The organism is Vibrio alginolyticus NBRC 15630 = ATCC 17749, from assembly GCF_000354175.2.
Classification (GTDB): Bacteria; Pseudomonadota; Gammaproteobacteria; order Enterobacterales; family Vibrionaceae; genus Vibrio; species Vibrio alginolyticus.
In genome coordinates this window covers 2,885,385-2,910,042 of the sequence record NC_022349.1, presented here as the reverse complement: position 1 = coordinate 2,910,042, position 24,658 = coordinate 2,885,385, and the positions used below count along the sequence as shown (strand labels likewise).

Annotated in this window: 23 protein-coding genes; 8 read left to right on the top strand and 15 right to left on the bottom strand. The window is 44.3% G+C overall.

The window, feature by feature from the left end; translation table 11 throughout:
* The first annotated feature begins 33 nt into the window (after positions 1-33).
* The 3 genes from N646_RS13370 to N646_RS13360 all read left to right on the top strand — a co-directional run bounded on the left by N646_RS13370 (position 34) and on the right by N646_RS13360 (position 3,009).
* Positions 34-1,704: a sensor histidine kinase gene (locus N646_RS13370; protein WP_005381915.1), complete on the top strand. Its 1,671-nt coding sequence runs from the start codon at positions 34-36 to the stop codon at positions 1,702-1,704.
* Between the two features lie 31 nt (positions 1,705-1,735).
* A complete protein-coding gene (gene btsR / locus N646_RS13365) occupies positions 1,736-2,464 on the top strand; it encodes a two-component system response regulator BtsR (RefSeq protein WP_005381917.1) in 729 nt (242 codons plus the stop codon).
* Between the two features lie 74 nt (positions 2,465-2,538).
* Positions 2,539-3,009 (top strand): arsenate-mycothiol transferase ArsC, encoded by a 471-nt coding sequence (locus N646_RS13360; RefSeq protein ID WP_017821496.1) that lies wholly within the window; start codon positions 2,539-2,541, stop codon positions 3,007-3,009.
* A 46-nt stretch (positions 3,010-3,055) separates the two neighbouring features.
* Here N646_RS13360 and ispH read toward each other — a convergent pair whose 3' ends face one another.
* The 6 genes from ispH to murJ form a co-directional block, all read right to left on the bottom strand.
* On the bottom strand, positions 3,056-4,021 hold the full coding sequence (gene ispH, locus N646_RS13355) for a 4-hydroxy-3-methylbut-2-enyl diphosphate reductase (protein ID WP_005381920.1): 966 nt from the start codon (positions 4,019-4,021) through the stop codon (positions 3,056-3,058).
* Positions 4,022-4,044: 23 nt separating this feature from the next.
* Positions 4,045-4,476 (bottom strand): FKBP-type peptidyl-prolyl cis-trans isomerase, encoded by a 432-nt coding sequence (fkpB, locus tag N646_RS13350; RefSeq protein WP_005381922.1) that lies wholly within the window; start codon positions 4,474-4,476, stop codon positions 4,045-4,047.
* 144 nt (positions 4,477-4,620) lie between these two features.
* Positions 4,621-5,127: a signal peptidase II gene (lspA, locus tag N646_RS13345; protein WP_005385948.1), complete on the bottom strand. Its 507-nt coding sequence runs from the start codon at positions 5,125-5,127 to the stop codon at positions 4,621-4,623.
* Between the two features lie 72 nt (positions 5,128-5,199).
* Positions 5,200-8,028, bottom strand: a complete 2,829-nt coding sequence (gene ileS, locus N646_RS13340) for an isoleucine--tRNA ligase (RefSeq protein ID WP_017821497.1) — start codon at positions 8,026-8,028, stop codon at positions 5,200-5,202.
* A 64-nt stretch (positions 8,029-8,092) separates the two neighbouring features.
* Positions 8,093-9,028: a bifunctional riboflavin kinase/FAD synthetase gene (gene ribF, locus N646_RS13335; protein ID WP_017821498.1), complete on the bottom strand. Its 936-nt coding sequence runs from the start codon at positions 9,026-9,028 to the stop codon at positions 8,093-8,095.
* Positions 9,029-9,097: 69 nt separating this feature from the next.
* A complete protein-coding gene (gene murJ / locus N646_RS13330; RefSeq protein ID WP_005381936.1) occupies positions 9,098-10,660 on the bottom strand; it encodes a murein biosynthesis integral membrane protein MurJ in 1,563 nt (520 codons plus the stop codon).
* 305 nt (positions 10,661-10,965) lie between these two features.
* On the opposite strand from murJ, the gene rpsT reads away from it, so the two are divergent.
* On the top strand, positions 10,966-11,226 hold the full coding sequence (rpsT, locus tag N646_RS13325) for a 30S ribosomal protein S20 (protein ID WP_005381938.1): 261 nt from the start codon (positions 10,966-10,968) through the stop codon (positions 11,224-11,226).
* A 304-nt stretch (positions 11,227-11,530) separates the two neighbouring features.
* Here the strand turns inward: rpsT and N646_RS13320 are convergent, their stop codons facing one another.
* Both N646_RS13320 and nhaR read right to left on the bottom strand, forming a co-directional pair.
* Entirely contained in the window at positions 11,531-11,839 is a 309-nt protein-coding gene (locus tag N646_RS13320) for an ArsR/SmtB family transcription factor (protein WP_005381940.1), read from the bottom strand.
* 288 nt (positions 11,840-12,127) lie between these two features.
* A complete protein-coding gene (nhaR, locus tag N646_RS13315) occupies positions 12,128-13,018 on the bottom strand; it encodes a transcriptional activator NhaR (RefSeq protein WP_017821499.1) in 891 nt (296 codons plus the stop codon).
* 386 nt (positions 13,019-13,404) lie between these two features.
* Between nhaR and N646_RS13310 the strand changes: the two genes are divergently transcribed.
* A complete protein-coding gene (locus tag N646_RS13310; protein WP_025768431.1) occupies positions 13,405-14,550 on the top strand; it encodes a Na/Pi symporter in 1,146 nt (381 codons plus the stop codon).
* Positions 14,551-14,697: 147 nt separating this feature from the next.
* Complete coding sequence (locus N646_RS13305; RefSeq protein WP_017636169.1) at positions 14,698-15,840, top strand: flavohemoglobin expression-modulating QEGLA motif protein; 1,143 nt, start codon at positions 14,698-14,700, stop codon at positions 15,838-15,840.
* 70 nt (positions 15,841-15,910) lie between these two features.
* Here the strand turns inward: N646_RS13305 and N646_RS13300 are convergent, their stop codons facing one another.
* The 5 genes from N646_RS13300 to rppH form a co-directional block, all read right to left on the bottom strand.
* Complete coding sequence (locus N646_RS13300) at positions 15,911-16,762, bottom strand: thymidylate synthase (protein WP_017636170.1); 852 nt, start codon at positions 16,760-16,762, stop codon at positions 15,911-15,913.
* A 9-nt stretch (positions 16,763-16,771) separates the two neighbouring features.
* Positions 16,772-17,593 (bottom strand): prolipoprotein diacylglyceryl transferase, encoded by an 822-nt coding sequence (gene lgt / locus N646_RS13295; RefSeq protein WP_005381948.1) that lies wholly within the window; start codon positions 17,591-17,593, stop codon positions 16,772-16,774.
* 87 nt (positions 17,594-17,680) lie between these two features.
* Positions 17,681-18,472: a sulfite exporter TauE/SafE family protein gene (locus N646_RS13290; protein WP_005385965.1), complete on the bottom strand. Its 792-nt coding sequence runs from the start codon at positions 18,470-18,472 to the stop codon at positions 17,681-17,683.
* A 6-nt stretch (positions 18,473-18,478) separates the two neighbouring features.
* Positions 18,479-20,725 (bottom strand): phosphoenolpyruvate--protein phosphotransferase, encoded by a 2,247-nt coding sequence (ptsP, locus tag N646_RS13285; protein WP_017821500.1) that lies wholly within the window; start codon positions 20,723-20,725, stop codon positions 18,479-18,481.
* Positions 20,726-20,727: 2 nt separating this feature from the next.
* Complete coding sequence (gene rppH / locus N646_RS13280; RefSeq protein ID WP_005381953.1) at positions 20,728-21,249, bottom strand: RNA pyrophosphohydrolase; 522 nt, start codon at positions 21,247-21,249, stop codon at positions 20,728-20,730.
* Between the two features lie 618 nt (positions 21,250-21,867).
* Between rppH and mutH the strand changes: the two genes are divergently transcribed.
* Complete coding sequence (gene mutH, locus N646_RS13275) at positions 21,868-22,548, top strand: DNA mismatch repair endonuclease MutH (protein WP_017821501.1); 681 nt, start codon at positions 21,868-21,870, stop codon at positions 22,546-22,548.
* Positions 22,549-22,563: 15 nt separating this feature from the next.
* Here the strand turns inward: mutH and N646_RS13270 are convergent, their stop codons facing one another.
* Positions 22,564-22,875 carry a DUF6482 family protein gene (locus N646_RS13270; RefSeq protein ID WP_005381772.1) on the bottom strand — a complete coding sequence of 104 codons (312 nt, stop codon included), beginning with the start codon at positions 22,873-22,875 and terminating at the stop codon, positions 22,564-22,566.
* Between the two features lie 154 nt (positions 22,876-23,029).
* Between N646_RS13270 and N646_RS13265 the strand changes: the two genes are divergently transcribed.
* On the top strand, positions 23,030-24,064 hold the full coding sequence (locus tag N646_RS13265) for an NADP(H)-dependent aldo-keto reductase (protein ID WP_017821502.1): 1,035 nt from the start codon (positions 23,030-23,032) through the stop codon (positions 24,062-24,064).
* A gap of 131 nt (positions 24,065-24,195) precedes the next feature.
* Here the strand turns inward: N646_RS13265 and N646_RS13260 are convergent, their stop codons facing one another.
* On the bottom strand, positions 24,196-24,447 hold the full coding sequence (locus N646_RS13260) for a hypothetical protein (RefSeq protein WP_005381776.1): 252 nt from the start codon (positions 24,445-24,447) through the stop codon (positions 24,196-24,198).
* Between the last annotated feature and the right edge of the window lie 211 nt (positions 24,448-24,658).

Sequence of the window (24,658 nt, the reverse complement as noted above, 5' to 3'; positions counted from 1 at the left end):
CAATAACAACATTGATTCTAGGTTAGGTTCACTATGGAACTGGTCATCTCCCTTTTACAACAGATGTGTGTGTACTTAGTTTTGGCTTACATGCTAAGTAAAACGCCAATCATCTTACCTTTGCTGAGTATTTCTTCGCGCTTAAGCCACCGCCTAATTTGTTACGTACTCTTCTCTGGCTTTTGTATTCTCGGCACCTATTTCGGTCTGCACATCAACGATGCTATTGCCAATACTCGTGCGATCGGCGCAGTTATGGGCGGGCTGTTTGGTGGACCTGTTGTAGGTTTCGCCGTCGGATTTACTGGTGGCATTCATCGATACTCTCTTGGTGGCTTTACTGACCTAGCCTGTGCAATTTCAACCACCGCCGAGGGCGTAATTGGTGGCTTGCTCCACGTTTACCTTATCAAGCGAAATAAAGGCGCATTGCTGTTTAATCCAAGCGTCGTATTCAGCGTTACGTTTGTTGCAGAAGTGGTGCAAATGATTTTGCTGCTCGCCGTCGCGAAACCTTTTGATCAAGCCTATGAACTGGTGTCCGCTATTGCAGCGCCTATGATCATCGCGAATTCATTTGGTGCGGCGTTGTTCATGAGTATCCTGCAAGACAGAAAAGCAATCTTTGAAAAGTTTTCTGCGACGTTTTCGCGTCGAGCGCTCACCATTGCAGATCGCTCAGTGGGAATTCTAAGCAACGGCTTCAACACCGAAAACGCAGAGAAAATCGCGCGTATTATTTACGAAGAAACCAAAGTGGGCGCTGTCGCGATTACTGACCAAGAAAAAATCTTAGCGTTTGTGGGCATTGGCGATGATCACCATAAACCAAACACGCCGATTTCATCGCAAAGCACATTAGACTCCATGGAGAAAAACGACATCATTTATCTTGATGGTGCGGAGCGTCCATACCAATGCTCCATTGCAAAAGATTGCAAGCTCGGATCTGCGCTGATCATCCCACTGCGTGCAGGGAAAGAGGTCATTGGTACCATAAAGCTGTATGAACCGAAGCGTAAATTGTTCTCGACGGCCAACATGTCGATGGCGGAAGGAATAGCCCAGCTTCTATCTAGCCAAATCCTTTATGGCGATTACCAACAACAACAAGCCTTACTCGCCCAAGCAGAAATAAAATTGCTTCACGCTCAGGTGAATCCACACTTTTTGTTTAATGCACTCAATACTATTAGTGCGATTACTCGTCGTGACCCTGACAAAGCGCGCGAGCTAATCCAAAATTTATCGCACTTCTTCCGCAGCAATTTAAAGCAGAACATTAATACCGTGACGCTAAAGGAAGAGCTTGCACATGTGAACTCGTACTTGAGCATCGAAAAAGCGCGTTTTACGGACCGCTTAGAGGTTGAAATCGATATTCAACCTGAATTGCTGGACATCAAATTACCAAGCTTTACACTCCAGCCTTTGGTTGAGAATGCCATTAAGCATGGCATTTCAAACATGCTTGAAGGTGGTAAAGTTCATATATACAGCGAAGCACACCCACAAGGTCACTTGATTACCGTCGAAGACAACGCAGGCAGTTTTGAACCGCCAAAAGAAAACCACTCAGGGCTAGGTTTAGAAATTGTCGACAAACGTCTCACTAATCAATTTGGACGTGATGCAGCGCTAAAAATTACGTGCGAGCCACATCAATTTACTAAAATGAGCTTTATCATTCCCCCAAAATCATAAAAGCACGCTGAAGCAATAAAGGTAATGTTGGATGTTAACCGCACTCGTCATTGATGATGAACAGTTTGCTCGTGAAGAGCTAGCAGAGTTACTGGATGAAACAGGCCAAGTTGAGGTCGTGGGCGATGCCTCAAACGCAATCCTTGGCCTAAAAAAAATCAATGAACTTAAGCCTGATGTGGTGTTTCTCGATATCCAAATGCCTCAAGTCACGGGGATTGAACTACTTGGGATGCTTGATCCAGAAACCATGCCTTATGTGGTTTTTGTCACGGCTTATGATCAGTATGCGATTCAAGCATTTGAAGACAATGCCTTTGATTACTTGCTCAAACCTGTCGACCCATGCCGGTTAACTAAAACGGTCAAACGACTAAACAAAGTCATTAGCCAATCCGCCCTAACGCAACAACTGTCTGCTATTACACCTGACACGTTGGATCAGATACCGTGCATCGGACACAACCGCATCGTTATCATGGCCACCGACACGGTGGAATGTGCTTACAGTGATATCAGCGGCGTGCATGTACGCTCCACCAGCCAAACCGCGAGCACCCAACTGACATTAAAAACGTTGGAAGAGAAAACCCCTCTAGTCCGCTGCCATCGTCAATACTTAGTCAGTATTAAAGCGATTAGCGAAATCAAGTTACTGGAAAATGGGTTAGCGGAAATCATCACCAAAACAGGCTTTGAGATACCAGTAAGCCGCCGCTACTTAAAGGTGCTCAAAGAGATGCTCGGCATTAGCCACTAACACAAAAACTTCACACATCATCGCTGAGTTTCCGCTAGCGTATAAATAGGACGCTCTGAAAAGACGAGGCGACGATGTATAAAGTATTATTCATATGTAAGCACAACGCTGGACGAAGCGTCCTCGCGGAGTCAATCGCAACCAATATCCTGCCAGCAGATTTTAGTGTCACCAGTGGAGGCTCACATCCCACAGGCAAGGTGCACCCATTGGTGCAAAAATACTTAGATGACCACCAACTCCCCATTCCGCATATCCACACGCATTCATGGGAGGAGCGAACTCAGTTTCTTCCCGACATCGTTATTATTCTCTGTGATTCTTTACATCAAGAAACCGCTCCTCAGTGGCTTGCAGGTGGTGTTCGAGTAAACTGGCAAGTTGATGCTTTTCCGACCGATGGTTCTGATGAAGACATGTACGCACATTGCGAAAAGGTTGCTCAGTCGCTTGAGCGAAGAATCACGAAGATGTCTGATATGATTATCGATGGTTTAGGAAAAGACCAAATTCGTGATTACCTAAATGAGTTAAGAGAGATGTAAAAAAGGCGACCCACAGGTCGCCTTTTGAATATTCGATAAATGGAGACTAATCCACTTGCTTGATTTGCAGTTCTTTAGGTACTTCAAAGAACATATTCTCTTCACGGCCAAGTACTTCATCAACCGCTTCGGCACCCACGAGTTCTTTGATTCGCTCTAGAATCTGATTAACGAGCTCTTCCGGAGCAGATGCTCCCGCAGTCACGCCGACCTTTGTTTTGCCTTCGAACCACTCGGGTTTGATATCTTCCGGACAGTCGGTTAAGTAGCCAGGTGTCCCTAGCTTTTCAGCTAGCTCTTTAAGACGTGTAGAGTTTGATGAGTTTTTAGAACCCACCACAACCATCACATCTACGTCACCAGCTAATTCACGTACGGCATCTTGGCGGTTTTGTGTCGCATAACAGATATCGTCTTTACGTGGACCTTGGATATCTGGGAACACGCGGCGTAGCTCTTCGATAACATCGGCAGTTTCATCGACAGAAAGCGTCGTTTGGCTTACGTAATGAAGATCGGATGGATCTTTCACAATCGCCTTCAGTTTCTCAACATCGGCTGGAGTTTCAACCAAGTACATACCACCGGTTTCACTGGCGTATTGCCCCATCGTACCTTCGACTTCAGGGTGACCTGCGTGACCAATCAGAACCACTTCCATATTACGACGGCTCGCACGCGCCACTTCCATATGCACTTTGGTTACTAAAGGACACGTTGCGTCAAATACGGTCAAATCACGCTGCTTGGCTTCCTGACGAACCGCCTGCGATACACCATGAGCAGAAAAAATCACAATGTTGTTGTCTGGCACTTCATGCAGCTCTTCAACGAAGATAGCACCACGCTGTTTTAGACCTTCAACCACAAAACGGTTATGCACCACTTCATGTCGAACATAGATAGGTGGCTGATACATCTCTAGCGCACGCTCTACGATGCTAATCGCGCGGTCAACACCAGCACAGAAACCACGTGGGTTAGCTAACAGGATTTTCATTTCATTGCTCATGGAAATTATCTTTATTGGGTTCGCTATTCTACTGACAAAATTTCAACTTCGAAAGTCACGTCTTGTCCCGCTAGAGGATGGTTGAAGTCCACAGTGACTGAATCGCCTGCAATCTCTGTAATAATGCCCGGGATTTCCATGCCATCAGGGCCACTGAAGGCCATGATTGTACCAACTTCCACTTCTGCATCACCTACAAATTTAGTGCGATCCATATAGTGAATATGATCAGGGTTTGGCATACCAAACGCGTCTTCTGCCTTTAGCTCAATCGCTTTTTGTGCGCCTGTTTCGAGGCCGATCAAGCATTGCTCAAAGTTTTCACTCAAGCTGCCATCACCCATAACAAACTTCGCTGGTTTACCCATGTTATGAGTACTATCTGCAACCGATCCGTCTTTCATTTTAATCGTAAAGTGAAGGGTTACTACCGATTCATTGGTTATTGTTGTCACGTTAATGCTTCCTTGTTCTTGGGTTATTACGCTGTCAGCTTGGTCTTTTTATACATTGATATGCTGATTGGCGCTCCAACATAATAAAAAGCGTCGCTCGAATCAACGGACGACGCTTAGGGTTATTCGATATACCGCAAAAGATTACTTGTCAGCGTCTTTTTTACGGAAGCCATCCAGAATAATCATTGCCGCACCAATACAGATCGCCATGTCAGCAAGGTTGAATGCTGGCCAGTGGTAGTTACCCCAGAAGAAGTCTAGGTAATCAACAACAAAGCCATGAACGACGCGGTCAAACACGTTGCCCACTGCACCACCAATAATCAGTGCATAAGCAATGTTGTTCCATTTTTCTTTTGCTGGAAGCTTACTCATCCAGTAGGTCAAAAGACCCGTAACAACAAACGCGATACCTGTAAATAACCAGCGCTGCCAACCAGCTTGATCGCTCAAGAAGCTGAAAGCGGCACCGTAGTTATGAACGTAAAGTAGGTTGAAGAATGGCAACACCTCAATTCGGTTTGCCCATCCGTAGCCCATGTTGTCCATCACCACCAATTTGATGCCAATATCTGCAATAAATACCAGAATTGCTAACCACAGCCAGCGAACTCCAGATTGCTTTAACGTCAGTGCTTTTTCACTCATTACTTTACCTACAAACAGCCCCAGTAAATACTGGGGCTGTTAATTTAAAAAAAGTTCAGTCGTTCTAGGCAATTACGCGAATTTACGTACTTCACCTTCGCCGTCTACGTTAGACACACAACGACCACAGATTTTCTCGTGACCTTCAATTGTGCCTACGTCTGGCGTGTGGTGCCAACAACGATCACACTTCTCGCCTTCAGCTGCTGCTACTTCAACAAATAAGCCTTCGATATCTGTGGCTTGTGCTGCATCCGTCTTCTCACCTAGAGGCTTAACTTTCGCCGCAGAGGTTAGTAGAACAAAGCGCAGTTCATCTTCAAGTTTGTTGATCTTCGCCGCTAGTGCGTCATCAGCAAATAGAGTCACTTCAGCTTGTAGTGCACCACCAATGGTTTTCTCTTTACGCGCATCTTCTAGAAGTTTGTTTACCGCACCACGAACCGCTTGGATCTCAGACCAGAATTCGTTGTTCAGCTCTTCACCTTCAGCAAGACCGAATAGACCGTCGAACCACTCACCAGTGAATACGAACTTGTCGCGTTGACCTGGCATTTCGTTCCAGATTTCATCTGCAGTGAACGACATGATTGGCGCCATCCAACGAACTAGCGCTTCTACGATGTAGTAAAGTGCAGTCTGACAGCTACGTTGAGCGTTGCCGCCACGTTTTGCTGTGTACTGACGGTCTTTAATTACGTCTAAGTAGAAAGAGCCCATTTCGATTGAACAGAATTGCATTAGACGCTGAGTTACACCGTGTGTGTTGTACTCTTCGTATGCTTTAACAATCTCTTCTTGTGCTGCTAGTGCACGACCAACCGCCCAGCGATCTAGCGCAACCATCTCTTCAACAGGAACGATGTCTGTTTCAGGGTTGAAGCCGCTCAAGTTAGCTAGGAAGAAACGCGCTGTGTTACGGATACGACGGTACGCATCTGCGCTGCGTTTTAGGATTTCATCAGAAACCGCAACTTCACCAGTGTAGTCTGTAGAAGCAACCCATAGACGAAGAATGTCAGCACCTAGCTTGTTGGTTACGTCTTTTGGCGCAACCACGTTACCGATAGATTTAGACATCTTACGACCCTGACCGTCAACCACGAAACCGTGTGTCAGTACTTGTTTGTAAGGTGCTTCGTCTTTCATCGCAATAGATGAAATTAAAGAAGATTGGAACCAACCGCGGTGTTGGTCAGAACCTTCTAGGTATAGGTCTGCACTGTTGCCGTTGTACTCTTCACGAGCATCAACAACAGAGAAGTGAGTGACACCTGAATCGAACCATACGTCTAGCGTATCTAGCACTTTTTCGTATTGGTCAGCGTCAGCACCTAGTAGTTCAGCGGCATCTACATCCCACCATGCTTGGATGCCTTTCTCTTCAACCAGCTTAGCGACTTTCTCGATCAGCTCTAGCGTGTTTGGATGAAGTTCTGCTGTTTCTTTATGAACAAACAGAGCAATTGGCACACCCCAAGTACGTTGACGAGAGATACACCACTCAGGGCGACCTTCGATCATACCTTCGATGCGGCTTTGACCCCACTCAGGCATCCACTCTACATTCTTGATTGACTCTAATGCTTTAGCACGTAGGCCAGCTTGGTCCATAGAAACGAACCATTGAGGTGTAGCACGGAAGATGATTGGGGTCTTATGACGCCAACAGTGTGGGTAGCTGTGCTCGTAAGCGTGGTGGTGTAGTAGTGCACCTTTTTCTTTTAGTACTTCTACTACTGCATCGTTCGCTTTAAATACGTGCTGACCAGCAAATAGCTCTGTATCTGGTAGGTAAACACCGTTTGAGCCAACTGGGTTTGCTACTTCTAGGTTGTACTTGTTACCAACCGCGAAGTCTTCTTGACCGTGACCAGGAGCAGTGTGAACAACACCAGTACCTGAATCAGTCGTAACGTGATCACCAAGGATCGCCGGTACAGTGAAATCGTAGAATGGGTGTTGGAATTGAGACAGCTCTAGATCCGCACCTTTAGCAAAGCCAAGGTTGTGGAAGTGCTCGATACCCGCACGGTCCATTACGTCTTTCGCCAGCTCAGCAGCAACGATAATACGCTCAGCGTTGTCGCCTTCTGTTTGGATAAGCACGTACTCTAGATCATCACGTAGACATACTGCGCGGTTTGCTGGCAGTGTCCAAGGTGTTGTTGTCCAGATAACGATAGATACGTCACCGTGACCTTCATGACCTTCTGTCAGTTCAAATTTAGATAGCAGTGCCGCTTCGTCAGCCGCTTTAAAACGAACGTCGATAGATGGCGATACTTTATCTTTGTATTCTACTTCCGCTTCAGCAAGAGCAGAACCACAGTCTGTACACCAGTGAACAGGTTTGAAACCTTTTAGCAGGTGACCATTGCTTGCGATCTTACCAAGAGCACGAATAATGTTCGCTTCAGTTGCGAAATCCATAGTGCGGTATGGCTTGTCCCACTCACCCATGATACCAAGGCGTTTGAAGCTCTCTTTCTGACCTTCAACCTGACCAGCTGCGTATTCACGACATTTCTCGCGGAATTCCGCTGCTGTCACTTTTTGGCCTGGCTTACCTACTTTCTTCTCTACCATTAATTCGATTGGTAGACCGTGGCAGTCCCAGCCTGGGATGTAAGGTGCGTCAAAACCTGAAAGTGTTTTGGATTTAATAATAATGTCTTTAAGAATCTTGTTTAGTGCGTGACCAATATGAATGTCACCATTTGCGTAAGGAGGGCCATCGTGCAATACGAATGACTTTTTGCCTTTCTTAGCTTTACGGATTTCACCGTAAAGATCTTCTTTGTACCAACGCTTAAGCATTTCTGGCTCACGATTGGCCAGGTTGCCGCGCATTGGAAACCCTGTTTCAGGTAAGTTCAGGGTATCTTTATACTCACTCATCGATTCTTAATTCCGTTATATTGGGCGAAAATTAGACATTATGTTGAACGGTGGAATAAACCGCTCAACGCTTAAGCTGACGCAGCCACACCCTTGCTGCTTCAGCATCCAATTCGATTTGTTGTTTAAGTGCTTCAAACGACTCAAACTTTTGCTCATCTCGAAGTTTATGCAAAAGTTCCACTTCTAGTTGCTTGCCATATAAATTGGCATGAAAGTCGAATAAGTGCACTTCTAACTGTTGGCGAACACCATTGACGGTTGGTCTTTGACCAATATTAGCAACACCACCAACTGGCTTATTTCCTAAGCCAAGCGCTTGAACAACATAGACTCCGGAAACCGGAGAAACACAGCGTTTCAAAGGAATATTTGCAGTAGGGAACCCAATGGTTCGACCTAGCTTTCTTCCATGAGAAACACGACCGCTGATGCTGTAGTTTCTTCCCAGCATCTCTTGCGCGGAATGCAAATCGTCACGCGCCAGCGCTTGACGGATAGCCGTACTGCTGACACGTAATTGTTGTAAACAAAAGCTCTGGGTACTTACGACATCAAAGCCGTATTTTTCCCCTGCTTCCTGCAGCATTGCAAAGTTACCTGTACGGCCTTTGCCAAAGCAGAAATCATCACCAACGACAAGAAACTTAACACCCAAACGCTCGACCAACAAGTCACGGATAAACTCTTCCGCGGTTAAACTTGCAAAATGGCGATTGAAATTGACACACAGTAAGCGGTCAATATCGAGCTTACTCAATTGCACGAACTTATCGCGTAATCGCGTCAACCTTGCAGGTGCCTTGTCTTTGGCAAACAGCTCCATCGGCTGAGGTTCAAAGGTCATCACAACAGAAGGCAAGGATAGCCTGTCCGCTTGCTCAGACACTTGCTGCAATACTTGTTGATGGCCTTTATGGACACCATCGAAATTGCCAATAGTCAGCACACAACCATGATGTCGCGGGTTGATATTGTGAATGCCTCTAATCAGTTCCATTGGATACTGCTTTCTGCCTCTGTTTTACTTTACACTGTGTGAAACTGACGGATTATATACTAATCACCCTCAGTCTGTCCCAGCTTTTAGGTCTTTTAAACGCGCACCAGTTAAAAATAGAACCACTAGGTAAACCACGGCTCCTAAACCGATCAACATCCCTAGCACCGCGCTTCGGTGAGCAAAGCTCCAGCCCAGCCATACTGACATATCTTCCAGTTGCCATAAGATTGCCGCCACCATCGCCGCGCCAGCAATAGCTAAACGTATAATAAAGAAGACGGTTCGCTTAGTGATTTGGTATACCTCTGCGATGTGCAGGCCACGATACAGCAGTGCCATATTCACAAATGCCGATAGTGCCGTCGCGATAGCCAAGCCAACGTAGCCATAGAAGTACGCAAAAATTGCATTAAATACCATGTTGGTCACCATCGCAATGATGCCGTATTTCACTGGCGTTTTAGTGTCTTGACGCGAGTAATAACCCGGAGCGAGCACTTTAATCAGCATAAAGTTCAACAAGCCTGAAGCGTAAGCAAAGAGTGACAATGATGCTTGATGTACGTCTTGTGGCGAAAACTCACCTCGCATGAATAACACCATCAACATAGGTTTTGCCAGTACCATCAAACCAAGCATTGCAGGAAGGCCAAGTAAGATCACCATGCGCACCCCCCAGTCCATGGTTTGTGCGAATCCTTCATTTTGTGCGTCAACATGTTTGCGTGATAATGCTGGTAAAATCACCGTTGCAATAGCAATACCAAACAGACCTAACGGGAATTCCAACAAGCGATCTGAATAGTACAACCAACTGATCGAACCGGTTTGCAGAAAGCTGGCAATAAAAGTATCAAACAACAAGTTGATTTGGCTTACCGACACACCGAACAAAGCAGGAATCATTAAGGTTCGGATCTTCACCACGCCCGGATCGCGCCAGCCCCATTTCGGCTTAACCATAACCCCCGCTTTAATAAGGAAAGGGATTTGAAATAAGAACTGAACCAAACCACCAAGGAAAACACCGATGGCAAGACCAATCTCTGGCTGTGACATCTGCGGCGAGATAAACCATGCTGCCAAAATGATCATTACGTTGAGGAAGACGGGAGTAAACGAAGAAACCGCAAACTTACCTAGTGTATTGAGAATGGCTCCCGATAGGGCAACAAAAGTGATGAACCATAAATAAGGAAAGGTAATCTTGAGCATCACGCTAGCAAGTTCGAACTTCTCAGCCGCGGGACCACCATGCATCCAGTCTAGGAACCAACCAAAACCAAACAGTGCAGTCACCACACCGGAACCTAGAACACCTAAGATGGTAACAATTGAGACTATCACCCCCAATGTGCCCGCTGCACGAGCAATGAGCTCCCGAGTTTTATCCATGTCGCCTTGAGCATGGCTTTCCGTTAAAACAGGTACAAACGCTTGGGAAAAAGCACCTTCAGCAAACAAACGTCGTAAAAAATTAGGAATTTTATTGGCGAAGAAAAAAACGTCTGCGCTTGCTCCTGCCCCCATTAAATTTGCCACTACAACATCACGAACTAGGCCAAGAACGCGGGAAATAAATGTCATAGCACTGACGATCATGCCAGACTTGAGTAGTCGTTTACTCACTGTAACCTCGGAATATCACCATAAGACAGCTAACCCTATACTGTTTCTCTGACAGGTGCTGCAAATAGACGTCAAAAATCTATCCGCGGGTTGTAAGGAATAAGTGTGCCTTTCGCGGATAATTATTAGCATTGGTATAAAAATGCTGTTAGAATCCCCGCCATCTTAACCGCGATAACCTCTCTTACCAAAATTTGTTTTGGCTTAGATCGGTTTTTGCACAAATCATTTGACATTTAAGCGCAAATGAGGGATATTCCTCGCCCTTAAATTGTCACAGAACTAAGTTTTTGGGAGTTAGACCCTTGGCAAATAGTAAATCTGCTAAGAAGCGCGCTATCCAAGCTGAGAAACGTCGTCAGCACAATGCTAGCCGTCGCTCAATGATGCGTACTTACATGAAGAAAACTGTTGCTGCTATCGAAGCAGGCGACAAAGAAGCTGCAACTGCTGCATTCGCCGTAGTTACACCTATCCTAGACCGCATGGCAACTAAAGGCCTTATTCACAAGAATAAAGCAGCTCGCCATAAGTCTCGTTTCGCTGCACAAATCAAAGCTCTTTAATAGAGTCCTGATTTTACAGTGAAGAAAAAACCGACCTTGTGTCGGTTTTTTTATATCTACAAAGTTTTCTTAATAAAAAAAGCTGGCAATGCCAGCTTTTCTTTTTCTGAATGTCCCATTTAAAGATATCAGCTTATTCATTACCCATATAACGCTCAAACTAGAAAGCACTAATAAAACACTTGAGAACAAAGCAAATTGGTCGATGAGTAGTACCCTATCATCAAAGGTTTAACGCCACTCTCAAATATTCCAACAAGTTAGATTCACACTCTAAGATGAGCAGTATATTAGGACTATTTAATTAATGTTGAGCACTCTCAGCACAATAAAGACTATGCAGTGTTTTTATTAACGCTTTCACTTCATCACTCTTTAATGTGTAGTACACCGTCTGTGCTTCTTTCCTTGTCGTGACTAACTCATCACGGCGAAGCCAAGCAAGATGCTGAGATAATGCCGACTGGCTTAGCTCTAACTTTGCACACAGCTCTCCCACGGACAGCTCTTGGTTATGCAGCATACAAAGGATTTGTAGGCGTCTCTCGTTTGCCATCGCTTTGAGCAACACGACGGCTTTTGCGGAGTTCTGCTCCATTTCTTGTAGATTCATGTGTTGGACCTCTAGCTACAACTTACTTATTCCAACCCTGGCCAGCTTGTTGTGTTGCACTGATTTATATATCTAAGAAAATCAAGATACACTTCCAGAGTCTTCATTATTAGAATCTCTAATTTAGTTGTTAGTGATACACCAATATTATCCACCAAGGATTTTAATTGGTGCGCCATCAATAATTAATAGTTTTGCTCACTAAAACAAGTATCTTGCTTACTTAGATATTATTTAGAATTATATTTTTATTGATAGTAATCTATTTATTTACGCAACGATACGGGTTTACTCAAACATTTGACTGAAATCAGCATCACAAACATTTTTTACCGCGGGGTGTTGGATCATTCGTTCCGCAAAAATCACGTAGTACTCTTCTTTTAGCCCATCGACATGGCCAATTAGCTGTAAATTTCGGTCGTCTTCAATCTCCGACATGTATACGGTCGGTGCCAAGAAAATCACATCATCGTGGTACCGAGCAAAAGCTTTCATCAACGCAACATCATCAAACTCCCCTAGCACATTGGGTTGAAGGCCTTGACGATCAAACCATTGAATAACTTTACGCCCCATAGCCGTTCGGCTCGCGGGAATCAGAAGTTTTTTTTGTTCCAAGATCTCAGGGAATCGCACATTTTCAATTTCAGAAGAAGCAAAAAAGCTCATGCTACTTTCACCCAACTTTTTGCTATAAAGGCCAGGACTTTGAGTAGAATCAACGGGACAATCCGAAAGGATCATATCTAGCTTGTGCTGAGAAAGGCGTTCAAGTAGCAGTTCGTGGGTCGATTCATAACAGCGTAAATGAATACTGTTATCTTCCGGGACGGTCGTCATCAGTATTTTACTGACCAAGCGTTTAGATAATGCATCGGCTACACCAACTTCAAATAGAATGTTCGAGTGCTGGCTGTAATTGACGATATCTAACATCTCATAGCTCAAACCGAACATCCGGTCGGCGTACTTAAACACAAGCTGACCTAACTCAGTGGGCTCAACTGTACGACCATTACGCTTGGTTAACTTTCCTTTCATGCGCTCTTCAAGCGCTTTAATCTGTCCTGTCACGGTTTGCGGTGTCAGGAAGAGCGCGTCAGCCGCCTTAGTTACAGAGCCCTGTTTGCACACCATCCAGAAATAATAGAGATGGTTGTAGTTTAGATGTGACATGATCGAGTCCCGAAAAGAAAGTGATACTTTTTATACCAAATGTGACAGAGACAAACAATAAACTCGACAAAACCATACAATACCTTACAAAAGCATAAGTTTTACCGAAAGTATAAAGTCAATACTGTCATAAAAGTTGAACTGATGCGCATTTTCTCTACAAAAAAAACGCAAAAACCAAACAAAACGAAATCAAAATTTAATCATTAAAATCAACAGGTTAAAAATTAATTTTCTTCCTCTTTTACGCCATTATCAAAAAGAACAATAAAAATCTCTCACAGCAAGAAATCTGTAATATTACTGAAATATTTGTTCTCTAACATCGCCCGCAGATTCAACTACAGACCGAAAAATGAACTGAAAGGTCAACGGAGAAAATTATGATGAACCAAGCTACTTCAACAGTGGCACCAATTTCGAGCACAGCTCGTTGGTTACGCTGGGCTAACTTGGCATTCATGTTATATCTGCTTCTTCTAGCAGTATCTATGGTTGGTAGTGGCTTTAAATGGGCAACTGGCGATCAAGCTAAGGTGCTATTTGAATTTGCCGCACACCCAGTTGCAGGTCTCATGATCGGCTTGGTGGCAACAGCCTTAATTCAGTCTTCAAGTACTGTAACGTCTATTATTGTAGGCTTGGTTGCAGGTGGCTTACCTGTAGAAACCGCTATCCCTATGGTGATGGGTGCTAACATTGGTACCACAGTGACCAATACGCTTGTGTCTCTTGGCCACGTGCGCTGTAAAGAAGAGTTCAAACGTGCATTTGCAAGTGCAACCATTCACGACTTCTTCAACTTGCTTGCTGTCGCTATTTTCCTTCCGTTGGAAATGATGTTCGGCATTTTAGAGAAAGTTTCTCACTGGCTTGTTTCTCCACTGCTTGCTACTGGTGATATGAGCATTAAGGGCTTCAACTTTATTAAACCAATTACAAAGCCAGTCGTAGGCGCAATTAAAGAGCCACTTTCTACCTTCGGTGATACTGTTGGCGGCGTCATGCTTATTGCTTTGGGTATTGCGACTATCTTCGTTGCAATCACAGTGATGGGTAAATTGATGAAGAGCCTAATGGTTGGTCGCGCACGTGAAATTTTGAAAAACGCCATCGGTCGTGGTCCTATTCACGGCATCGTATCAGGCTCAATCGTGACCGTTCTAGTACAATCTTCCTCAACCACGACAAGTTTAATGGTTCCGTTGGTTGGTACTGGCGTGTTGAAAGTACGAGATATCTACCCTTTCACTCTGGGTGCTAACATTGGTACTTGTATTACGGCACTACTAGCAGCGACAGCGGTATCTGGAGAGTTCGCAGTATTCGCACTACAAATCGCTCTAGTCCACTTAGTGTTTAACATCATGGCGACGCTGTTTATCTTTGGAATTCCATTCCTACGTGAGATTCCGGTTAAAGGCGCTGAGATGATTTCTGAAATGGCTATTAAGAATAAAGCTGTTGTTGGTGGTTACCTAATGTCAGTATTCGTTATTCTACCAGGTGCAATTCTAGCCCTAACAACGTAACAACAACGACATACCATCGCTTATTGTTTAGGCTCCACATCGTGGAGCCTTTTTTATGATAATTAAACTGTTCAAATCGATTGTCCGGTGATAATTTGAGCCACATCAGCATGCTTATGCTGAGCTATCTCATTTGGAGTCGACAACATGACGCAGCTTAATGACGCTATTTCTGATCAGCTACTCGCAATAGACGAAAACCTAACCCAACTGGTTGCTGATATTGATATCCTCAGTAGCGTGAATCCTCTTAATTATGCTCAAGAAAGAGAACGTTTCATTAAAAACAAATATTCTCAAGAGCCTAATTTTCAATATTCAATTACTAACGTAGATACCCACAGCGCAAAGCGACGCCTATATGAGCTACCTCTAGAAAACATTCAAGACACCCAACTGCAGAGGCTATACGCGGATGTAATTCAGTCTTATGCAGATAAACTGGATCAAGTGAATACCATCGGCACGCAAGAGTTTCTTTATAACTCCTTACGCTATTATGGGGAACCGAGCGCCAAAGATATTGCCAACGCCCATTTCATATTGCACCTTCCTACAGAAGAAGAAAAAGAACCTCAGCACGATAGCCGTGCAATAGCACGTTTCATGCAAAATTTTGCTCAACGCAATGGGTATGAATGTGAAATACAGGTGTTAGACGGGATGTTAGCAAACGCACTAGTTTCAGGGTCTCGAGTCAAAATTAACCACGCGGCGTACATCACCACTGATGAGCTGGAGGCTCTTGCACATCATGAAATGGGAGTACATCTCCTGACTACGCTTAACGGTCGTCAACAACCGCTAAAAGTCCTGAGCTTAGGTTGTCCTGCCAATACCAACACTCAAGAAGGGCTGGCTATATTATGTGAGTATCTGTCAGGACATTTCAGTATCAAGCGCCTAAGAACCTTAGCCTTACGAGTTCTGGCAGTAGAGTCGATGATCAAGGATCGCGATTTCCGCCATACGTTCATGCTATTAAAAGAACAGTATAAAGCTTCTGATCTTCAAGCATTTACAACGACTGCCCGAGTGTATCGAGGTGGAGGTTTAACGAAGGATTACTTGTATCTTAGAGGATTCCGAGAGGTGCTCAATGCCTATGATAAATTGGGCGATGACTTTTCACTATTGTTGTGCGGGAAAACGGAGCTGAAGTACTTTGAGCTTATCCGTTCATTAGTGAGTAAAGAAATATTCACTCAACCTAAGTTTATTAGCCCGGCACTGTCCAAACCGATGCAGACCAACCCAATTCACCGTTATATTGTCAGTGCACTAAAATAATACCTTCTAAGTACAAAAAAGAAAAAAGCTCCATTCGGAGCTTTTTCTATATCTTGAAGAACGATACTCGTTACACTGAGAATGGGTAACGAATAGGATCGTGATGCTCGTACCCTTCAACCCAAAAGTCATCCAGTGTGACCCATGTTTCCAAATCTTCTAGAGATTTAATCTCTGGGTTGATATGGAACGTCGGCGCTTTTAATGGCTCACGTTTCAACTGAACATCGCGCATCAGTTCAAGCTGGTCTTCATAAATGTGAGCATTCACAATCTTATGAAATGCCTGACCAGGTTTCTTGCCCGTAATTTGCGCAATAATCGCCAAGAACACGTAAACTTGAACCATATTGAAGTTTAAGCCAAGCGGTACATCACACGAACGCTGAGTACTATTCAGGTAAAGCGTATCATCCAGCAATGAAAAATGGTGACTGTACATACAAGGACGCAAGCACCCCATGTGGAACTCACCCGGGTTGTAGAAGTTCAAGATTTCACCGCGGTCATCAACGCCACGCGTTAAGTCATCCACTATCTTACGTAGCTGGTCAACATGACCACCATCAGGTTTCGCCCAGGCGCGCCCTTGAACCCCATAGACACGGCCCATGTCGTCTTCGCCTTTACGGTATGGGTTATTCAACCAGGCATCATTTAGGTTGGCATTGGCATCCCAGGTTTTCGTGCCCAGCTTACGAAAATCTTCCGCATTATCGTAACCACGAATGTACCCTAGTAGCTCTGCAACGGCTGCTTTCCAAAAACTTTTACGTGTGGTGACCAACGGAAATTGATTGTTCGCAACATCGTAGGTTAAATCCGCGTTGATTACGGTCAGGCAGCGCTTGCCTGTACGCTCATTTTCAACCCAAACACCTTGGTCAACGATGCGTTGACACAAATCTAAATACTGTTTCACACCAATACCTTACTTCGTCTTTTGTGGTAATTCGTCTTTGTAATGACCACGTTTGTATGCCCAAACCATCATGAGGACACCGATAACCACCATAGGCAGGGATAAAATCTGTCCCATGGAAATAAAGCCACCGAATAAACCCAAATGAGCGTCTGGTTCGCGCACGTACTCAACTAAGAAGCGGAATGTACCATATCCAGCTAAAAATAGCCCTGAAACAGAACCTAGAGGACGAGGTTTCTTGATGAACCAATTCAAGATGAAGAAAAGTACGATACCTTCAAGCGCCATTTCATAAAGCTGCGATGGATGACGTGGCAGTGGACCGCCATTTGGGAAAACGATCGCCCAAGGCACATCCGTTACTCGGCCCCACAACTCGCTGTTCATGAAGTTACCTAAACGCCCCATACCCAAACCAAATGGCACAAGCGGCGCGATAAAGTCAGCAACACCGAAGAAAGTTCGCCCGTTTTTGTGTGCATACCAGAACATCGCAGTAATCACACCCAGTAAGCCCCCGTGGAAAGACATACCACCGGTCCACACTTTAAATAGATACAAAGGGTCAGCCAGGAAGAGCTCAAAATTGTAGAAAAGCACGTAGCCTACACGGCCACCAATCACCACGCCAAGGAAGCCTGCGAACAACAAATCAGAAACCTGCTCTCGTGTCCAACCACTTCCAGGCTTATCTGCACGTCGGTTCGCTAACCATAGAGCAAACATAAAGCCCACAAGGTACATCAAACCGTACCAACGAACCGAAACAGGACCAATAGAGATTAAAACCGGATCAATATTGGGAAATTCAATATATCCCTGAGACATAAATCATTCTCTTCTTATCACAACAAAATAAATATACCCAAGTAACCTCTAGATGCTTGGTTCAGCGAGAATGACTTGGGTACAAACTTAGAGCAGCATGGTCGCTGCAACAAACATTAAGAACACCGCGAATATCTTTTTTAATACCGCAGTTGGAAGGTTAGTTGCGAGCTTCGCACCCACTTTTGTTGTGAGCATCGAGGCCATAGCAATCGCTAATAAAGCGGGAAGATAAACATAGCCAATACTGTATGAAGGTAAGCCTTCCACTTTATAGCCATGTAAGATGAAGCCGATCATACCAGAAATAGCAATCACGCAACCACAAACGGAGGATGAGCCCACCGCTTTACGCATCTCTATCCCATGTTTATTTAAAAATGGTACCGACAGTGAGCCACCACCAATACCAGCAAGGCTTGATACGACACCAATTCCCGTGCCGTAAACTACAGTCACAGGGCTGCTCGGCATAGGTTTACTGCTCGTAACTTTAATGGAACGAAACATTTGTACTGACAGGCAAAGAACAATGACACCAAACACTTTCGGCAAATAGTGTGTAGGGATCCACTCAGCAATATTGGCACCAACAAAGCCACCAATGACCACACCAGGCATCAACCATTTTACGACAAACATATCGACATTGCCGAGCTTAAGGTGATTCATCGCCGATGAGCCAGACGTGACAATAATACTCGCTAACGAAGTGGCTAAGGCCATGTGCATACTCATTTCTGGAGAGATCCCAGCAAGAGGAAGCAAATACAACAAGGCAGGAACAACAATCAAACCACCACCGATACCGAGTAACCCCGCCATCACACCCACAAAAGCGCCTAGCGCCAACAATAACAAAAATAAAGAGACGGTCACGATTTCCTACTTTTTACCTGCACGGATAAAGCCCGCAAAACCCTGTTGGATGAAGAAGTCATGCATCATTTGATGAATGTCCTCCCCGTAGGACTTTGTCATTGCTTGCTCCGCTAATTTTTCTAATTCTTCTTGTTGGCTATGACGAATCAAATATTTCACCTTAGCCACGTTGGAGGTGTTCATACTCAAACTGGTATACCCTAACCCAAGTAAGAGAAGAGCGCCAAATGGATCACCCGCTAGCTCACCACAAATACACACGGGCACCTGATATTTATCACACACCTCATGGATTTGCTTAAGCGCTAACAGTACCGCAGGATGCATAGATTCATAGACATCCGCGACGCGCGAATTGTTCCTATCTACCGCTAATAAATACTGAGTTAAATCGTTTGTCCCGACAGAAACAAAATCAACACGGTGAGCGATCGTTGGCAACAGATACACCATCGATGGTACTTCAATCATGACCCCAATTTGTGGGAATTGAATACTATCATCAAGCAAAACGGCTTCGCTGTGAGCTTGATTAATCAAGCTAATGGCATCGTCTAGCTCTTTTACCCCTGACACCATTGGCAATAAGATACTTAAGTTTCCGCTTTCTGCACTCGCTCTTAACATTGCACGCAGCTGGATCAAGAAAATGTCTGGATGATCCAATGTAAAACGAATGCCACGCCAGCCTAGAAACGGATTATCTTCTTCGATGGGCAAATACGGCAAAGGTTTGTCACCACCAATATCCAAAGTACGCATCACTACTCGTTGATTCGGATAGCTGTTAAGTATTGCTTGGTATTGATGATACTGCTCATCTTCCGAAGGAAAGTGATGCTGAAGTAAAAATGCAATCTCAGTTCGGTACAACCCAACACCATCAACACCTGTGTTGATGGCAATGTTACTGTCTGCACTGAGTCCCGCATTCAGCATAATTTCGATATGGTGATTATCTTGCGTAACCGCAGGGAGTGCGAGGTCCTTGTTTACCATGGCAAACAATTCAGACTCTTCGCTTACTAAGCTGCGATACTCTCGCAACAACTGACGGTTTGGCTCTAAGAAGATCTCACCCGTATAGCCGTCGACTATCCCGAGTTTGCCATTCACCACATCCAGATTAATGTTGGCGCCCATGACTGCAGGGACCCCAAGAGCTCGAGATAAAATGGCAGCGTGAGAGTTTGCGCCTCCCTCTAATGATACGACGGCTAACAAAAACTCTTTAGGTACAGAAGCGAGCAAGGTGGCAGTGAGTTCGTTCGCCACCAAAATAATGGGACGATCAATTGCAGAATTTTCTTGCTCACTGTTGTGCAGAAAATAGAGCAGCCTTTGCCCTAACTCTCGGATATCTTGCGCTCTTTCACGCATGTATACATCCGACATTCTGGCAAATCGATTCGAGTATGACTCTACAACTTGGCGTAACGCCCAGTCTGCCCTGTCTCCTTTTTCAATCTGCTTCTTCAAATCACCGCGAAGCATCGGATCATTCAGTAAGTGAGTAAACAGATCGAAGATCGCCAGCGCATCTTTGTTGATTTCACTGTCCAGCTTTTTCCGCATACGGCGAAAGTCATTTAACGCTCGCTCTATGGCCACCAGTAATGTCTCGTGCTCGCGTTCCTTATCTAACGTGGACGAAGGGAAAACATCCGATAAACTCGGCTGGGTATTGTCGAACCAAAACTCTCCAATCGCGACACCAGTAGACGCAGGCAAACCTTTTAATACCGTGGGTTTAGATGCTAACTGCCAATGCCCAAGATTCTGCGCATGTGCAATGAGCACCGCTAACTGAGCGGATAAGGTAACAAGAAACGATTCTTCCATTTCACTAAACAAGCGCGGCGTTTTTTGTTGGATCACCAACACACCTAAAACTTGTTTACGATGAATGATTGGAGTAGCTAAAAAAGAGTGGTAAATCTGTTCGCCGAGTTGAGGAAAGAATTTGAACTCGGGGTGTTTTGAGGCTTCGGCAAGGTTAAGGGGTTCAGCGCTTCGTTTTACCAACCCAACCAAGCCTTCATTGAAGTTGATATGAATACTATCACCTTCAAAAATAAGGCCTTGAGTTGCCATTAACTCAAGGCGCTGCATTTCTTCATTAGCAAGATAGATAGTACAGCACTCAGTACTAAGGGCAGCACAAGTCTCTTTCACCAATATATCGAGTGCCAGATGCACATCATCGACCCTGGAGACTTTCTCAACTATTTCCCTTAGCTGACTGAGCATGATTATCCTCTACGTTGCTTTTTTCTTTTCCCTTTCGCTTTTCTCTCTCGAAAAGGCATGGCTAAGGATGCAAATTCTTTCATCGCTCGTCGATAAACATCTCGCTTGAAAGAAACAACTTGCCTAACTGGATACCAGTAACTTACCCAGCGCCAACCATCAAATTCAGGGGATTTTCCGCGTTGCATATTAATGCGAGACTCATCGCATTCTAATCTCAGCAGAAACCATTTCTGTTTTTGGCCGATACAAACAGGCTTGGAGTCCCAACGCACCAATCGCTTTGGTAGCTTATATCTTAACCAATGACGACTTGTTGCAATGATCTTAACGTCTTTTTTCGTTAAACCGACTTCTTCGTATAACTCCCTGAACATGGCTTGTTCAGGGGTTTCACCTTCGTCAATCCCACCTTGTGGAAATTGCCATGAGTGTTGCCCGTATCGTTTAGCCCAGAAGACCTGACCATGGTTATTACATATCACAATACCAACATTAAGTCGGTAACCATCGCCATCTATCACTGGCTAACCTCTATGAATAAATTTTTTATTACCGTGATTTTTCCACATATCCCCATTACTAGCAAACTTACTGATGTGATATGAGCAAGATTTATTACCTTTTCAGCATTTTTGGATATCTTTTAATCAAACCATACCTTATCAACACAAGAGTGAGACATTGCCCACATTTATTCACCTTTTCTGTGAATAACTTTGTGAAGAATTCAATTCAAATGAGTAATTCAGTTCAATCCCATCAAAAGCAAAACAGATGAAGAAACAAAAAATAAACATAAAACATTGATAAAAAAGTATTTATTTTTAAAAACAACGATAATTCGATCTTCAGTTTCTTGATGATCTTTTCACCAAACTCAGATCGGTCAAAGATCCACCAACAGGCTATTTATCCACACTCACCTGCTATTCGTTTAGATGATTACAACAAAATCAACCCCAAAAATGCATTTTAACCCCTGTTTATTCATACAGACCCCGCCAGGATCTTATCAATACCTCCTCCACCTGTGGATAAGTTATGAATTGATCGTTCTTACACCGCCTCGGTGAAATCTTAAACAGTAGATTTGGTCGGAGTTTGATAAACTATATTTTTTGTAATACCACCTTGTAACTATGAAACCAGAACCACAAACAGAAGCAGAGCTATTGGAACGAGCGCATGATATGGCAGGACTCAGTTTTGCTGAGTTGGCCGCCGAGGCGAATATGATTGTTCCTGAAAACTTAAAACGTGATAAAGGTTGGGTGGGTCAATTACTCGAATGGCACTTGGGCGCTCCAGCTGGCAGTAAACCTCAACAAGATTTCGCAAAACTAGGGATCGAGTTGAAAAGTATTCCGATCAGTTATTCTGGCAAACCTTTAGAAACAACCTTTGTTTCTGTGGCTCCCCTCACTGGTGTTCATGGTCTTACATGGGAAACAAGTCATGTTCGAAACAAGCTATCTCGCGTGCTTTGGGTACCCGTAGAAGGAGAACGAGAAATCCCACTCGCTGAAAGACGTGTGGGCAGTCCACTCATTTGGTCACCAGATGAAGAAGAAGAACGGATTTTGCGAAATGACTGGGAAGAGTTAATGGAGATGATCGTCTTGGGAAGATTTGATCAAATTTCCGCCAGACACGGAGAAGCGCTGCATCTTCGCCCTAAAGCCGCAAATGCAAAAGCGCTCACCGAAGCATACAACTCAAATGGTAAGCCGATGAAAACTCTGCCCCGAGGCTTTTACCTTAGAACACAGTTTACTGAACAGATCTTACTCAAGCACTACATTAACACTCAACCAGAATAAAACCATATCAGCTATTTAGTGCGTCACGAGCGATAACTCAATATCGCAGTATGAGGCTGCCTCTTCAGTGCCACATTCGTCATACGCATTGCGCAGCCTTAAATACGCTTTATCGACCCCTAGCCTCAATAGTTCTTCTTTTACTAAGTCTAGAGAGCCAAAATGTATCGGGTCTTCACCGTCTTTAATCGGCTCAAGTTGATGCTTGTACTCCACAGCTAAAAGATAGTCAGAGACATCAGAACACCCAATCACAAATACTTTGGGAGTTTTATAAGTATCTTTATGTGGACCATGTAGCCACATGTCCAATTGATGCTTCTGCATAACATACCTCCTTCACACGATTATTTAAGTGTAGTTAGGCTAACTGTAGCTTTCGAGTTTGCTCTCCCTTTATACGTAAATCATTTGCGATTGCGGCTAAAAATCCCCTATATTGGAGTCACTTATTTAGTCGGTAACTCTTCAAGGACGTGATATGCAATACACAAAACTACCGCACTCATCACTTGAGATCAGTAAAATCTGCCTCGGCACTATGACGTTTGGCGAGCAAAACACAGAAAAGGACGCCTTTGAACAGCTCGACTTTGCCCTCGATCATGGGGTGAACTTCATCGATACCGCAGAGATGTACCCTGTACCGCCAAGATCGGAAACACAAGGGCTTACCGAGCAATACATCGGTAATTGGTTAGCAAAAAGCGGCAAAAGAGAAAAAGTAGTACTGGCAACAAAAGTGGCAGGCCCTCGCAATGTTCCTCACATTAGAGACAACATGAGCCTTAATCGTCGCCACATCCATACAGCGATTGATGACAGCCTTAATCGTCTACAAACCGATTATGTCGATTTGTACCAACTACATTGGCCGCAGCGTCAAACCAACTGCTTTGGTCAACTCAACTACCCATACCCTGACAAACAAGAAGAAGTCACGTTAATTGAAACGTTGGAAGCGCTTACTGAATTAGTGAATGCAGGTAAAGTGCGCTATATCGGCGTATCCAACGAGACGCCGTGGGGTGTGATGTCGCTACTGCGTTTGGCAGAAAAACACGATTTGCCAAGAATTGTCTCCATTCAAAACCCATATAACTTATTGAACCGCAGCTTCGAAGTTGGCTTGTCTGAAATCAGCCATTACGAAGGCGTTCAGTTACTTGCCTACTCTCCTTTGGCATTTGGCTGCCTGAGTGGTAAATACCTAAACGGGGCAAAACCTGAAGGCGCTCGATGCACTAAGTGGGAGCGTTTTGCGCGCTACTTCACTCCGCAAGGTGTTAAAGCGACCGAAGCTTACGTCAATTTAGCTCAAGAGCATGGTCTAAACCCTGCACAAATGGCGCTCGCGTTTGTCAATCAGCGTCCATTTGTTGCTTCTAACATTATCGGAGCAACAAACCTAGACCAATTAAAAGCCAATATCGACAGTATTGATTTGCAACTTAGCGACGAACTACTTACTGAAATTCAAGCAATAGGTACAACTTACTCGAATCCTTGCCCTTAACAGTACCACCTTCAAACGAAAACAGCTGATCTTCAAGATCAGCTGTTTATCCAATGAAGTCATACTTCATATAAAAAGTTAAGCGTGTTGAATGACTCGTTAGCAACTCAGTCAGCCCAACACGCTAACGATTACGTCATTATTCGCGACGTTAAGACTCGACGAAGGTGACGAACTCGACGTTCAACTTTTACTGCATCCGGAACATTGGCACGTGTAGAACGACCATCGCGATCTAAACCAATATCTCTCAATAGATGAACATTCGTCCATGGAATATCATGAGCAGTTCGACGTATGGTGCGCTGCCATTGCTTTTCTTCGCGTTTAAGGTCTGCTTTCAATAGCAAAGTGGCCAATTGTAGGTAAATAGAGTGACGCATAATATTTTCTCCGATTATCGATGTATTCGACTGGGAAAAATAGTGCGTAAAATGAACAGAAATATTCTGTTGATACTAAGCCGCTACTTTTCCGCAGCCTAGTAATAAATATGATAGGTTACGGATTAATTTTTATCTTGTGAGCCAGTGGTATTGGTATCATCCGATTTAAGGGTTATCGGAGCGATAGGCATACGATCAGCGCAAGCAG